The 14,120-nt window shown below is 55.3% G+C and carries 9 protein-coding genes; 4 read left to right on the top strand and 5 right to left on the bottom strand.

Annotated features, from left to right (window positions below):
• Positions 1-170: 170 nt before the first annotated feature.
• Complete coding sequence (locus tag CA54_RS00390; protein WP_146368908.1) at positions 171-5,597, top strand: DNA repair ATPase; 5,427 nt, start codon at positions 171-173, stop codon at positions 5,595-5,597.
• A 96-nt stretch (positions 5,598-5,693) separates the two neighbouring features.
• On the opposite strand, the gene CA54_RS00385 is transcribed toward CA54_RS00390, so the two are convergent.
• The 4 genes from CA54_RS00385 to CA54_RS00370 are packed head-to-tail and all read right to left on the bottom strand — an operon-like array spanning position 5,694 to position 9,768.
• Positions 5,694-5,939, bottom strand: coding sequence for a hypothetical protein (locus CA54_RS00385; RefSeq protein WP_146368907.1), 246 nt, complete (start codon positions 5,937-5,939; stop codon positions 5,694-5,696).
• 3 nt (positions 5,940-5,942) lie between these two features.
• Positions 5,943-6,938, bottom strand: coding sequence for an FAD binding domain-containing protein (locus tag CA54_RS00380; protein WP_146368906.1), 996 nt, complete (start codon positions 6,936-6,938; stop codon positions 5,943-5,945).
• Complete coding sequence (locus tag CA54_RS00375; protein ID WP_146368905.1) at positions 6,935-9,139, bottom strand: xanthine dehydrogenase family protein molybdopterin-binding subunit; 2,205 nt, start codon at positions 9,137-9,139, stop codon at positions 6,935-6,937. Before CA54_RS00375 ends, CA54_RS00380 begins: the two co-directional genes overlap by 4 nt.
• 2 nt (positions 9,140-9,141) lie before the next feature.
• Entirely contained in the window at positions 9,142-9,768 is a 627-nt protein-coding gene (locus CA54_RS00370; protein ID WP_146368904.1) for a (2Fe-2S)-binding protein, read from the bottom strand.
• A 423-nt stretch (positions 9,769-10,191) separates the two neighbouring features.
• Here CA54_RS00370 and CA54_RS00365 point away from each other — a divergent pair, with 423 nt between their 5' ends.
• The gene (locus tag CA54_RS00365; protein WP_146368903.1) at positions 10,192-10,482 is read left to right on the top strand and encodes a hypothetical protein; all 291 of its coding nucleotides are present in this window, start codon (positions 10,192-10,194) and stop codon (positions 10,480-10,482) included.
• A 48-nt stretch (positions 10,483-10,530) separates the two neighbouring features.
• Positions 10,531-11,499: an aminotransferase class IV gene (locus CA54_RS00360; protein WP_146368902.1), complete on the top strand. Its 969-nt coding sequence runs from the start codon at positions 10,531-10,533 to the stop codon at positions 11,497-11,499.
• A gap of 86 nt (positions 11,500-11,585) precedes the next feature.
• Here the strand turns inward: CA54_RS00360 and CA54_RS00355 are convergent, their stop codons facing one another.
• A complete protein-coding gene (locus tag CA54_RS00355; RefSeq protein WP_146368901.1) occupies positions 11,586-12,062 on the bottom strand; it encodes a YMGG-like glycine zipper-containing protein in 477 nt (158 codons plus the stop codon).
• A gap of 395 nt (positions 12,063-12,457) precedes the next feature.
• Between CA54_RS00355 and CA54_RS00350 the strand changes: the two genes are divergently transcribed.
• Entirely contained in the window at positions 12,458-14,107 is a 1,650-nt protein-coding gene (locus CA54_RS00350; RefSeq protein ID WP_146368900.1) for an alkaline phosphatase D family protein, read from the top strand.
• The last annotated feature ends 13 nt before the right edge of the window (positions 14,108-14,120 follow it).

The following is a 14,120-nucleotide window of genomic DNA, read 5'->3' as shown; positions in this document are numbered from 1 at the left end:
CGGAGCTTCGCGAAGGTTCGTTCCCAAGCAGAGCTTGGGAACGAGTTGGAAGAGTCCTGAGGAGAGAAATGCGAGCGTAGGCTCCTATCGCCTACAGTCGAAAGCCTAAAGTCTAATCGTCTCCGTGTCTCCGTGGTGAACTATAATCGTGAAAGTCGGAAATACTCACAATGGCTCAAGCAGAACTCGAAAATACCGCTGACGAGGCAGAACCGGCGGTTGAGCTGCAGGGGGGCACGTATGAGATCATTCGCAACCGTCTGGATTTGCACGGGCAGGACTTGCGGGCACGGTTGAATCAATTGAACGAGGCCCGCAAAACGGTCTTCGGCTCGATTGATACGGTGCTAACCTCAACCGAGCGGATCACAACAGCCCACAATTGCGTTCCCCGGGATATGGTCGCGGCTGGCCAGCGGTTTCTGTTCGGCTACAACGTCCATTTCGGATTAAAGACTGAGCGGAACCTTTCCGATGTCTTTGCCGCCTACGAGTTCAAGGAGGGGACGTTCCACGAGATCTCGTTGGACTTGATTGGCGATGCGCAATTCGAAAAAGATTTTCAGGACGTCTATCGTTACTACAAGAATGCGGTCTTCGCCAAGTTCTTCGTCCGTGGTCCGCACCTGTACATGATCTTTCGTGTGGGCAAGGGTGTGGGGGATATCAAGACCTTCAAGTGGGTCATCCAGGGCGAGGAACTGGTCTACGTCGATAACCGCAGTGACCACGAAGTCCGTTACCCGCCGCAACACGAATTTGAGTGGACCCGCACGCATCGCGACTTGCATCAAACGGGACGGCATCCGCACATTTCCATCGATGATCGGATTTTCGTCGAAACGATTGGCGGCGACCTGACGATCAAAGTCGAGGATAACACCGATTCGGGCGAGGGGATCTACGCCGAGCCGGTGGACGACCCGGATCAAACACTGGACGATGCGGAAATCCATTATGCGCTGGTGGGGAACGTGATCTTGCTCAAGGTCCGTCCTTATCAAGAAACGGCATTCCGTTACTTCGTGTACAACGACAAATTGAAACAGGCGCAGCGGCTTGATTCACTGGAATACGCCTGCGTGCTGTTGCCCGATGACCACGGTCTGATTTTTGCCGACGGTTATTATTTGCAGACGGGGCTGTGTAAGACGTTCGGCAGCAATTTGTCTGATATGATCTTCGAGCGGCGTATTGCAGCGGCGAACGGCGAAGATTATCTGTACGTCTTCTACAATCGCCTAGCCGGCGTGTATGTGCTGTTGCAATACAATCTCATCGAACAACGCGTGGAAACGCCGGTGATTTGTAGCGGCTTCACGTTCTTTCCCAGCGGTGAAATGGTCTGTTTCAAAGCGCAGGAAGAACCACAAAAACACCATGCGGTGCAGATTTGGCAAACGCCTTATGTCGACGAAGACTTTGCACCGCCGGCGCAGACCGACTCCTACTTGTTCAAGATCGGCAACAAGGATGTCGTGCGGGGCATGTCGGAGTGCCATGAGTTGTTGGAGCTGATCGAAAAAGAGGACACCTACGCGAATCTGTATGTCGACATCGTCAAAGAGTCGACCGGCGTGATCGATTCGTATTTCTGGATCGATAAGCCCGAGACATTCGAGCTCAAAGAACCGCTCACAAAAATTCGCGACGCAGCCGGTGCGGCGATCGACGAATTCGACAAGGTGCTCCGCGTCAAGCAAGACACGGCCCAACAGACCAAACGGGTGCGGGAAAAAACCCGTGAGATTGTCTCTGCGGTGGGACGCAAGCGATTCGACCACATCAACGATTTTGTCGGCTCGCTACGGGACCTGCGTTCGGTGCGGGGAGATATTATCTCCTTGCGCGATCTGCGGTATGTAGACGAGCCGCTGATTGAATCGTTGGAGACGGAAGTTTCTGAAGAAGCGGACAAATTGGCGCAGCGGTGCGTGACCTTTTTGCTCGACCCGGCAGCCCTGACTCCCTACGAGCAGAAGGTGGCTGACGAACAGGCCAAAATCGGCGAATTGACGAAGGTCGCCGACGCCAAGGTCGTGGAAGAGGAAATTGCCAATAGTGCCGCCGAGTTGGAAATGCTGATCGAGATCGTCAGCAATCTCAAGATCGACGATGCGACGCAGCGGACCGCGATCATCGATAACATTTCGGCAATCTTCTCCACCGTCAATGCTGCTCGCGCCGCTCTGAAGAACAAGTCGCACGAGTTGTTGTCGGTCGAAGGCATCGCCGAGTTCGGCTCGCAGATGAAGTTGCTCAATCAGGGAGTCGTCAATTATCTGGATATCTGCGACTCACCGGATAAGTGCGAAGAATTCCTCACCAAGGTCATGATCCAAATTGAGGAGTTGGAAGGCCGGTTCGCGGAATTCGACGAGTTTGTGTTACAGCTGACGGAAAAACGGGAAGAGATCTACAACGCGTTTGAAACGCGAAAACTGTCGCTGGTTGAGGCCCGTAATAAACGTGCGGGTGCGCTGGCCAATGCGGCGGATCGGATTCTCAAAGGGATCAAGACCCGCGTGGAGAGCCTGGAGTCGATCAACGACATCAACGGCTATTTTGCGTCGGATTTGATGATCGAGAAAGTCCGCGATATCGTCAAGCAATTGCAGGAGCTTGATGATTCGGTCAAGGTCGACGACATCCAAAGCCGCTTGAAAACGGTCAAGGAAGATGCGGTCCGGCAACTCAAGGACCGGCAAGAGCTCTTTGTCGACGGCGCGAATATCATCAAACTGGGCGGACACCAGTTTACGGTCAACGTCCAGGCGCTCGATCTGACCACCGTACTCCGCGACGGCGATATGAACCTGCATCTGACCGGAACGAATTTCTTCGAGCCGATTGAAAATGCGGAATTGATTGCTACACGCGACGTTTGGGATCAAGAAGTGGTCTCCGAAAATCAGTCCGTCTATCGCGGTGAATATCTCACCTATAAAATCCTACGGTCCCTCTCGCAGTCGGGTGCGGAACCTTCTATGGAGGACGTCCGCCAATACGATGCGGATCAACTCACCGCTTTTGTACAGCGGTTTATGGGTCCGCGGTATGGTGAAGCGTACGTCAAAGGGGTCCATGATCACGATGCGGTCAAACTGGTTGCAGACCTGTTGGAAATGGAGTCCACGATCGGCTTGCTGCGGTATCATACCCGCGCACGTGCGTTGGCGTTGGTGGTCTGGCAGCATTTTGTGGACAAGAAACATAAGACATTATTGACGGCCAAGCTCAAAGGGTTTGGCACGATCACGCAACTCTTCCCGGCTACCGTCGCGCAGGCACAATACGTGGCGGATTTGCAGAACGTTTTACGAGCAGCGACCGCAGAGTCGGATTTGTTTTCCGAGACGTTTTTGCCGCCCGCTGCGGAATACCTGTTTCATGTGCTGGTTGGCGATGGCTTTGCTATCAGCCCGCAAGCGGCGGATTTGTTTCGCCGGTTTGAAGAACATCTGCATCACAACGGGTTTTCGGACAAATTTACCGCATCACTCAAAGGCGTGCATCGCGAACCCGCGAGCGCGTTTTCTCTGGCTAGAGATTGGGTGGGCGCCTTCATCGAACAACAAGACGATGCCGCTGCCGAAGACTATGTGGACGAAGTGGCCGGATTGCTGCTGGAAGGCAAACTCAACGACCGACAAATCGTCAATGCCTCGGTAACCCGCGACGTGGCGGGGTTGCTGGGGACACACGCGGCGATCCAAGAGGGCGGCTATCACCTCAGCTACGGCGACTTCACGCAAAAACTTGCGGAGTACGACCGGCAAGTCGTCCCGCGGTTTAATAGCTATGTGCAGTTGAAACGGGACATTGTAGAAACGGCGCGTGATGAGATGAAGCTCGAAGAGTTTCGTCCACGGGTGTTGACGTCGTTCGTGCGGAACCGTTTGTTGGATGAGGTTTACCTGCCGGTCATCGGCGACAACTTCGCCAAACAAATTGGCGCTGCAGGGGAAGGAAAACGGACCGACCGGATGGGGCTGTTGCTGCTGGTCTCGCCTCCCGGTTATGGGAAGACCACGTTGATGGAATATGTCGCCAATCGCTTGGGGGTGATCTTTATGAAGATCAACGGCCCGGCCATTGGGCATCAAGTGACATCGCTGGATCCGGATGAAGCACCCAATGCCGGTGCCCGCGAAGAAGTCGAGAAGCTCAACCTCGCTCTGGAAATGGGCGACAACGTGATGATTTATCTCGACGATATTCAACACTGCAATCCGGAGTTTTTACAAAAGTTCATTTCGTTGTGCGATGCGACGCGCAAGATCGAAGGCGTGTACAAAGGCCGCACGCGGACCTATGACCTGCGGGGCCGCAAAGTCGCCGTGGTGATGGCGGGTAACCCCTATACCGAAAGCGGCGAGAAATTCCAGATTCCCGACATGCTATCCAACCGAGCCGATATTTATAACCTGGGCGAAATTATCGGCGAGCATGCGGCTTCGTTTGAGATGAGCTATCTGGAAAACTGCTTGACGTCGAATTCTGTGTTGAATCATCTCGCCACACGCAGCCAAAAAGACGTCTACGCCGTGATTCGCATGGCTGAGCGGGACAGTGCTGAAGGAGTGGAGTTGGAAGGCAATTACTCCTCCGCGGAACTGGGTGAGATGGTGGCGACGATGAAAAAACTGATGCGGGTTCGCGATGTCATTCTGGCGGTTAACCGCGAATACATCCGCTCCGCTGCTCAATCAGACGATTACCGCACAGAACCGGCCTTCAAGCTGCAAGGGTCGTATCGGAATATGAATCGCATTGCTGAAAAAGTGGTGCCGGTTATGAACGATGACGAATTGCAGGCTTTGATTGTTTCGAACTACGAAAACGATTCACAGACGCTGACCTCCGACGCCGAAGCCAACATGCTCAAGTTCAAAGAACTGATGGGCATCCTCAATGAAGATGAGGCCCGCCGTTGGGAGTCGATCAAACGGTCGTTCCAGCAGAACGTCAAACTCAAAGGAGTCGCGCCCGACGATAAGATTGGGCAGGTGATCGTGCAGATGGGTTCGTTCACCGACGGGCTGGAATCCATTCGCCGCGCGATGACCGACGGTATGGCGGCGATGGCCGAAGAGGACGATGATTCCGCTGTGCTGGAAGGACATGTGACACAACTCGTCGCACAAATCAGCGGCCTGCGGGAAGGCTTAGATGCAATCCACGGAAGTTTAGCGGACGGTATTCCCGCACTCGTTACAGCTGCGCAAGCCGCCGAACGCGTGATGCCAACGCCAATTGCTGAAGTCGCACCACCGCAACCCGATCCGGAGCCGCAGGTCGCAAAAATGCCCGCTCCCGAAGTGGTTGATGCGCCGTTCGACCAGCAGCAGGATGACGAAGAACCCGAATCAACAAGCGATAACCGTCACAAGATTACGGTCGTCAACAAAATGCCGCGCAGCATCTACAATGTGCTACAACAGCAGTTCGAGCTGATGAACAGTTGGATGAAACCGCTGCTCGACGCTTCCAATTCGCAGTCAGCCGACATCAAAACATTACGCAGCCAACTGCATCAATGCTTGAAGGACTACAAGCAAATGCTGCGGCGGATCGAACGTAGAGAAGACGGTTAAGCGGCGTTGACGGCTTCCATGAAATTATAAAAAACGGGACCGGAGCGTACTGACGCTCGGTCCCGTGATTCGTTTTTGTCCACCAACAGCGGAATGTTACAGCGATTCGTAACAGCCGCGGCCGGTGTGGCGGCATTCGCCGTCGCCGACCAATTGGTCGTCGGGGCCGTATGTCGCTTGTGTTTTGCCGCACCAGAAATTGCCGTCGCCCGTCACGCGTTCGGTGAGGCCATAGTTCAGGTACAAGCCCTTGCAGAGCAGATTACGACAGCGTTCGTTTGGCTTCTGCTTGCCTTGTTGCTGTTGTTCCTCGTCGGTCAGGATGTTGAGTTTTTCAGTCATGTGCTACAGACCTCCTTCCAGCAGTCCGGCGGAACGCAAAATCGCCCGCTTGACCGCCGTACGGGCAAGTTGAACCTTGTAACCGTTATCCGAAAGTGGAGTGGCGCGACTGACCGCCGCATCGCCGGCCGCTTGGGCCGTCGCTTCGGAGATCGTCTTGCCGAGCAGTGACGTCGCCGCGTCGTGCGAGACCCACGGTGTAGGAGCAACGTGCCCCAACACGATACGGGCATCGCTCACGCGCCCGCCGGAAATTGTTAATGTGGCCGAGGCCGAAGCCAAGGGCCAATCGAGACCTTCGGTTTGCAGCACATCGTAATTGCCGCTCACCGTACCGGCGGTTTTGGGCAACCAAATGTGCGACACCAATTGTCCCGGCTTGAGCACTGTCGTCCCCTGCCGTTCAGTACGAGGGGTGGTGTAGAAATACTCCAAGGGGAGCATTTCCGCTTCGTCCGGTCCGGGGCCGATAATCCGTACTTTGGCGCCCCATGCAATCAATGCGGGAGCAAAGCGGCTGGCGGTGACAAATTTCGCCGGGCCGGAGTTCCCGAAGATGGCGTGATAACGGTTGTCTCCCGTTTCGGGCAGTGAAGTGCCGTTCTCAAGGCCCAACATGCCGTAACCGTTGCGGTAATACCAACAGTTGGGCAGATGGCACAAATCGCCGGCGATAGTTCCCGAAGATTGGATCTGAATCGCGTGGACCGCATCGGCCGCTTGGGCGACAGAAGCATATTCGGCGATTTTGCTGTTGTCCAACACCTCTTCCAATGTGGTCAAGGCGCCGACCATCAAGCCGTTATCGACTTCAGCGACATCGTGCATCGAAGTGATGTTTTTGATGTCCACCACGCGCTCGGGGCGAATGATGTCCGCTTGCATTAGCGAAATTAAATCCGTTCCCCCCGCCAAGACGGCGGTTTGTTCGGGGTGATCGTTCATCAATTCCAAAGCTTCCGTTTCGCTTTGGGGATTGGCAAATTCAAAAGACTTCATGCGGCACCTCCTTTCTGCAACGCGTCCAGGACCCGTTGCGGGGTCAAGGGGAGCACGGGAACGCGGACACCGGTGGCATTGGCCACGGCATTGGAAATGGCGGCTCCCGGCGAAATCACCGGCGGCTCACCCAAGCCAACCACACCGCGATTGTATTCGCTGGCGGGTTGGTACATCTTCACCTGCAGGTTGCCGATGTCGCCGATGCGCGGCAGCTTATAATTCTCCAAGTCGGCGTTCATATAGCGACCGGTCTTGTTGTCCATGATCCGCTCTTCAGTAAGAGCATAGGAAATTCCCATGATCATGCCGCCATAAACCTGGCTGCGGGCGGTCAACTCATCGATGATGAGCCCACAATCCTGCACGCAGACAAAGTCGTTGATGCTCACCTTACCGGTTTCGGTATCGACCGAGACATCGACCATTTGCACGCCGCCCACACGGGAGGAGGTTAGGCCTTCTTTTTCCGTGGCGCCTTGGATTTCCAAAGGCATCGGACCGACCAGTGCGGCCGCCTGTTTCCAGGAACAGACCGGCTTGCCGCTGGAGAGGATTTGGCCTCCCTTTGCGGAAAGCGTATCGGCCCCAACGTTGTACTTCGCCGCGACAAGATCAAAGATCTTCCACAGTGCCGATTGGGCAGCCATGCGGTGTGCGCTGGAAACGCCACCCACGGTGATGCTACCGCCCGAAGCTCCCGATTTGGGGTACTTGCTCGAACCGAGGTTCACTTTCACGTCATCGAGATTTAGGCCGAATGTTTCGGCCATGACGATCGCGATCACGGTCCGCGTTCCGGTTCCCAGATCCTGACTGCCGAGGAATGTTTCCACCGAACCGTCAGGATGGACCTTGAGCAGGCATGTACAAGGACCGGCACCGCCGCCCCAAGTATGGAGTGCCATCCCTAAGCCACGTTTGACTGCGCCGTTGCCGCCGCCTTTTCCGTGGGGATGCCATTTGCCTTTCCAGTCGATCATTTCCGCCGCGATTTTCATCTCTTCGGCGTAGACCTCCGCACGCTCTTCAAACGCTTTGCTGACGTGCTGCAAATTGTTCATGAACAGGTCATAACTGTCCATTTGCAGCTTGGCCGCCACGTCGTCCATGGCGGTCTGGGTCAAAGCGCAGAGCTGTGGATGAGGGGGCGCCCGCCAAGCCCGGTTGGGTCCCGTATTGCAAATCAATCCGGTCGCATTGCGATTCACATTCGGGAAGTCAAACACATAGGGAATCTGGTTGGGGGAGACCGTTCCGCCCGCCATTCCACTGGATCCCCAAAGGTTGCTGTCCCAAGAGACGATATTTCCTTCCGCATCGGCGGCAATGGTGATTTCGATGAAACCAGAGGGGCGAGTGCCGGCGACTTTTAGGTCGGTGGCTCTGTCGAGCATCAGACGGACAGGCTTTCCGGCTTCCTTGGCCAGCACCGCACAGGCAAGGCCCCATTCATCAGCGGCAAATTTCGAACCGAAGCCGCCCCCTTCGTAATTTCCGATGACCTCCACCGCGGACTGCTCCAGTCCCAGCGGGCCGGCGAACTGGCCGGGCGTTCCGGAAACATTTTGCGTGGAGAGATGGACGTTGAGTTTTTCGTCGCCATCCCATTCGCAATGTGAACCGTGTGGTTCCAGGCAGCAGTGGCTGATGGTATGAATACCATAGTAGCCAGTGTGGACGACAGCCGCCTCTGACTGAGCGGCTTCGACATCACCTTTTGAGCTTTTCGGAAGTTTCTTGATCCGTTTTTCGTCCGTCTCCTCTTGGGCTTTTTGTGCTCCTTCGAGGTTTTCTTCGTCGACGAAGAAGGGCAACGGCTCGTATTCGATTTCGATGGCCCGTACGCCATCGGCGGCGATTTCCGGCCGGTCTGCAGCCACGGCGACAATCGGAGCACCGTCCCAACGGATCTCCTTAGATTCACCCGTTTCGACATCAAACGCAGTCGGGAAGACATACACCGCCCGCACACCGGGAACGGCCTTGGCTGGTTCGATGTTCAGCTTTTTGATTTTGGCGTGGGCTTGATTCGAGGTTAACAGTCTGGCAAACAGCGTGCCGGGGGTGTTGATGTCGGCGGTATATTTCGCCTTCCCCGTGGCCTTGGCAATGCCGTCGATGCGCTGAATGTCTTTACCGATCAGTACGTTTTCTTCGCGAGGTCCCCAAGCGAACTCGCGTTTTGTTTCGTCCGCCATAATCAGGCACCTCCTTTTTTGCACAATTCAACCGCAGCGGCCGTCACACCGGCATAGGTCCCACAACGGCAGAGGTTGCCCCCCAGTCCTTTGTGGATTTGTTCCAAGTTGGCACCGGGATTCTTGTCGAGAAATGCCCGGACGGCGACGACGAACCCCGGCGTGCAATAACCGCACTGCGTGGCATCGTGTTTGACGAAGGCTGTGATCACTTCGTCGACGTTCTTGCCTTCGGACAGGCCTTCGACGGTGGTGATGTTCTTACCTTCGACTTCGATGGCCAGCCGGGTGCTTGCGTAAACCGCTTTGCCGTCGATGATCACCGTATCGGCGCCGTCGTTACTGACGTTGCTCACTTCTTTGGCGCCGGTCAGGTTCAAGTCGTTACGCAATGCTTCGAGCAGGGTGACCCGCGGCTCGATCATTAATGTGTGATCTTTGCCGTTGACAGTCAGCACCACCTTTTGTGCTTTCGCGGACTTCAGCCGCGCCGGCTTATTGGCTTCGGCGACGACTTCAGTCGCTCCGGTGGCCACGGCTGTTGCGGCCACAGCCACACTGGAGCCTTGTAAAAAGGCGCGACGGCTAACCGTTGAGCCACCTCCGCCGGTCTGTTGTCGATCTTGCATCAGCAGGTCTCTCCCAAGAGTCGAGGTGAGAAAACACCGGACAATTGCACTTCGCTTAGGCGGCGACGGTTTTATTTGACCATGTGCGCCCAATCGCTTTACCTCATTACAGTTATCAAGTTTCAGAACCGATTCCAAGCTTGAAGTTGAAAAAACTCGATTTTGACGACTGCGAATTCCGCGTTGACTTTTCGGCCAGTTTGTGAACTGTTTGACAGAACCGAACGAGCTGGCAAATCCGCGCTGATTGCTAACAGTCGCTCGGTCGACGCGACTGGGGGAATTTCACCAGCATGCGCGGCCGCACCAGCATGCTCAGCAGCACGGGGATCGGGACAAATTCTTACGAATTTCAAATGGTACAGTGGAAAAAAATCCCCCTGCTGGTTTACCATCGAATCTATGAAACAGGAATTCCCCCACGTGACCCATTGTTTGACGCATCAACGGCCCGAAGACCAGACCAGCATGCTGGGTTTGGTGTGCGTCGAGTGCAAACATCGTCTGTATGCGGCGCCACCCAGCGGAAACCGTCGCAGTTTTTGGGAAAGCCAACCAGCGGCATATTCACTGGATCGTCAACCTTGCTTTGTCTACACGTTGATGTGGGACGACTTTCGAATTCGTTCGCTGCACGCGGTCGAATCGATCGTCGATGCACGCTCGCCGCTGCACGCCGAAAATTCCGAAAGCTCGCCGCCCAATTTGTTCTAGCCACCGATTTGAATCACCGATGCCGAATTGCTCGGCTGATTGCGTCACATGCCCAACCGAACCGTCTATTTTAATGGCGAATACGTTGCCGAAGCCGATGCACGCGTTTCCATTTTCGACTCAGCGCTGATGTTCGGCGACATGGCGTTTGAAATGACACGCACCTTTGGACAACAACCCTTTCGGTTGCGGTCGCATTTGGAACGGCTGTTCGCTTCGCTGAGGTTGTTGGAAATCGAATGTGGGCTGACGATCGACGAGATGGAAGAGCTGACGCTGGAAACACTGCGTCGCAATCTTGGTACCGAAGCGGAGGACGTCGATTGGCAAATCATGCACGATGTTTCGCGCGGTCCATTGTCCTTGTATAGCACGGTGTTTCCCGACGGCGGCCGCCCGACGGTCTCGATCAATTGTTGGCCGCTGATCAAGCACATGGGGCGGTTTGCGGAAAACTATACCGCGGGCGTCGATGTTGCCATCGTGGCGCAGCCCGCTATTCCTGCGACAATGTTGGATCCCAAAGCCAAAACGCGCAGCCGTGCGCATTATCAATTGGCCCGCTTGCAAGGCGAGCGCATTGGACCGGGCGTCTGGCCGCTGTTGGTCGATTCCGACGGGTATCTGGCCGAAGGGCCGGGGTGGAATCTGTTTTTGGTCTCCAACGGCACAATCTATTCACCCGAGCCGCGGAATATTCTATTGGGCGTCAGCCGCGGCACGGTCGCCGAGTTGGCGGCCAAGATCGGCGTGCCGTTTGAATCGACAAATCTCGGCCGTTACGAAGCACTGCAGGCGGATGAAATGTTCTGCACGGCGACCACATTCAGCGTAGTCCATGCACGGTCCTTCGAGGGGCAACCGGTCGGCGATGGTCAGTTGGGGCCGATCGTATCGAAGCTACAACAGGCTTGGAAGGAATTCGTCGGCGTCGACTTCATTGCCCAGGCGCAAGAATATGCGCGGCGACTCCCCGCTTGGGAAAAGCGAGAAATTGCCGCGCATGATGTCACGTGACGTTAATTTTGGGGCGGACAACATGATTGACGGCAGGCAGGAGCCTGCCCTACCAGTCCTGTAGCAACCGTCCTTCTTAGCGCTGCTTAATATCGTGCCCGTTCTTGCATGACTGTGAGCACGTGTTCGCTGACGCCGTTTTCATGGAGAAACAGCATGCCTTCGGTGGACATGTCGAACCGTCCACCGCGGCGTTTGATTTCGCCGATGATGAATTCGTCGCTCACATTGCTTTGAGCAAATTTGATCACGTCGTGATTGTTCATCGCATTCTTTTCGAATTTGCGTGTCGCTTCTTGTTGAGCGGCATGCTCTCGATACATTTCCGTTTCTTCGGCATTGTCCTGCGCCTTACCGACCGCGCCACCGAAGAGCGTTCCGGCTACGCCACCAATGGCTGCGCCGGCGCCAGTGCTGCCGAGTTGTTTGCCGACGATTGCTCCAATACCAGCGCCGCTGGCTCCTCCGACGACGGCGCCTTTTTCCGTGTTGTTCATATTTTGGCAGCCTGTGGCCATGACGCAGATAGTCACAACGCCGACCAACCAATTCAGTCGTAGCATGTTCCGCTCCGTGTTTTGAGAGATGTTAGCGCACCGCCACCCAGGATACCGAAGCGGTCTCCGCACTGATGAGAATGGTGGTGTAAACAAATGAGAGTTGAGAGAGTCGGGGATTCTCTAAAAGATAGAGATCAAGTCAAGAGGAAAAAACAGCACACACGATCACGATCCGTTATAATCGGCGGTATCTCATTTGCATTGATACAGGGATTCACCACGGAGGCACGGAGGACACAGAGTTAAAGAGACCTTAGGCTATAGTCCGTAGGCTTTAGGGATGGACTGCCAATGCTATTTCTACAGACTACGGTCTAAAGCCTTCAGCCTCTTTTCTTTCTCCGTGTCCTCCGTTGTGAATAAATTATTTCGCGACAAACACTCAGGATATTCAACTCATGATCCAGCGTATTGCTTTTGTGCTATTGCTCACCATGCTCGCAACTCCGCTCCTTGCCCAAGAGGATGACCCGTTGGGTGGGGCGTCGCGGCCGAATCCTCAGATGGTTTTGAAACGTGGCGGGCGGCAGTACAAACGTAACCACCAGTTTGCGCTGCGGCTGATTGTGTTGGACCGTCTTGATGAAGCGGAGGAGTTGCTGCAGCAATTATTGATTGCCGATCCCGGCGATCCGGAATCGCACTACATGTTGGGACTGCTCTATGCCCAGCAAGAGAAGACCGAACAGGCGATCACGGAAATACGCAGAGCGGTTGTCTTGGGACTGCCGCCGGGACGCGTGTTGGCTGGGCCGCGCGCGTTGATCAGTGAGTTGCAGGAGAATGCGTTCTTTGACGTATTGCGAAAAAGCCTCGCCGGCGTGCCGTTGCACGGTCCGCTGGTAGGAAACGTCACCGACCATTCAGCCGCCTTTTGGGTTCGCACCGCGGAGGCTGACAAGGTGATTGTTACGTTGCGGGAACAGGCGGATAAAGCGGCGCCGTTGCACAGTGCCGGGAGTCTCTCAAAAGCGGACGATGATTTTACGGCTGTCGTTAACGTCGATGGCCTCAAAGCGAATACTGTCTATTCTTATGAAGTGACAGTCGGCAACCACCCAGCGGAACTCACCGACGATTCGCCGCAATTCCAAACCTTTCCCGCTCCGGGAGAGGCCAGCAAGTTCAAGTTGGCCTTCGGTGGCGGCGCCGGTTTCGTCCCGCCGCACGAACGGATGTGGGATACGATCGCCAGTTACCACCCACTAGCGCTATTACTGTTGGGCGACAATACCTACATCGACGACCCTGAATCGGTCGAGATGCAGCAGTACACCTATCAGCGGCGGCAATCGCGGCCGGAGTATCGTCGCCTGACAGGCCGTACAGCGGTGTTTACGATTTGGGACGATCACGATTTCGGCACCAACGACTGCTGGGGTGGTCCGTTAGTCGACAAGCCCGCTTGGAAACGGGACAAAGCCTGGAAGGTTTACAAGCAAAACTGGCCCAATCCCGGTTTCGGCGGCGGCCCAGAACAGCCCGGCTGCTACTACGCATTCTCGATCGGCGACATCGATTTCATCATGCTCGACTGTCGCTATTACCGCACCACTGCCAAGATCGACAACCCCTCAATGCTCGGCCCGGTGCAATTGAAATGGTTCGAAGAGGAACTGCTCAAATGCCACGGCAAGTTCAAGGTGATCTGCTCCTCCGTCCCCTGGGACTTCCGCACCAAGGGTGACAGCCTCGATACCTGGAACGGCTACAAGGAGGAACGCGAGAAGATCTTCCGCATGATTGAAGACAACAACATCCCCGGCGTGGTCCTCATGTCAGCGGACCGCCACCGTTCCGATGCCTGGAAGATCGAACGGGCAGGGGGGTATCCCTTCTACGAATTCAACTCCTCCCGCCTGACCAATCAACACGTGCACCCCACGATGAAAAAAGCGGGCGCGATTTTTTCCTACAACGCCAAACAATCCTTCGGCCTGGTGACCTTCGACACCACGCTCGAAGACCCGACGGTTATGTATGAGGTGATTAATATCGATGGCGAGCGAATTGATGGGTTGACGGTGAAGTTGAGTGAGTTGCGGTGATGTGTGAAGGTGT

It is taken from the genome of Symmachiella macrocystis, assembly GCF_007860075.1.
GTDB lineage: Bacteria > Planctomycetota > Planctomycetia > Planctomycetales > Planctomycetaceae > Symmachiella > Symmachiella macrocystis.
The sequence above is the reverse complement of the archived record's forward strand: the minus strand, read 5'-3'. Positions and strand labels throughout refer to the sequence as shown.

What these genes read in the sequence shown, in the direction of transcription:
- CA54_RS00390 (WP_146368908.1), top strand. Translation starts at nt 171, where the DNA reads ATGGCTCAAGCAGAACTCGAAAATACCGCTGACGAGGCAGAACCGGCG.
- CA54_RS00385 (WP_146368907.1), bottom strand. Translation starts at nt 5,939, where the DNA reads ATGACTGAAAAACTCAACATCCTGACCGACGAGGAACAACAGCAACAA.
- CA54_RS00380 (WP_146368906.1), bottom strand. Translation starts at nt 6,938, where the DNA reads ATGAAGTCTTTTGAATTTGCCAATCCCCAAAGCGAAACGGAAGCTTTG.
- CA54_RS00375 (WP_146368905.1), bottom strand. Translation starts at nt 9,139, where the DNA reads ATGGCGGACGAAACAAAACGCGAGTTCGCTTGGGGACCTCGCGAAGAA.
- CA54_RS00370 (WP_146368904.1), bottom strand. Translation starts at nt 9,768, where the DNA reads ATGCAAGATCGACAACAGACCGGCGGAGGTGGCTCAACGGTTAGCCGT.
- CA54_RS00360 (WP_146368902.1), top strand. Translation starts at nt 10,531, where the DNA reads ATGCCCAACCGAACCGTCTATTTTAATGGCGAATACGTTGCCGAAGCC.
- CA54_RS00355 (WP_146368901.1), bottom strand. Translation starts at nt 12,062, where the DNA reads ATGCTACGACTGAATTGGTTGGTCGGCGTTGTGACTATCTGCGTCATG.
- CA54_RS00350 (WP_146368900.1), top strand. Translation starts at nt 12,458, where the DNA reads ATGATCCAGCGTATTGCTTTTGTGCTATTGCTCACCATGCTCGCAACT.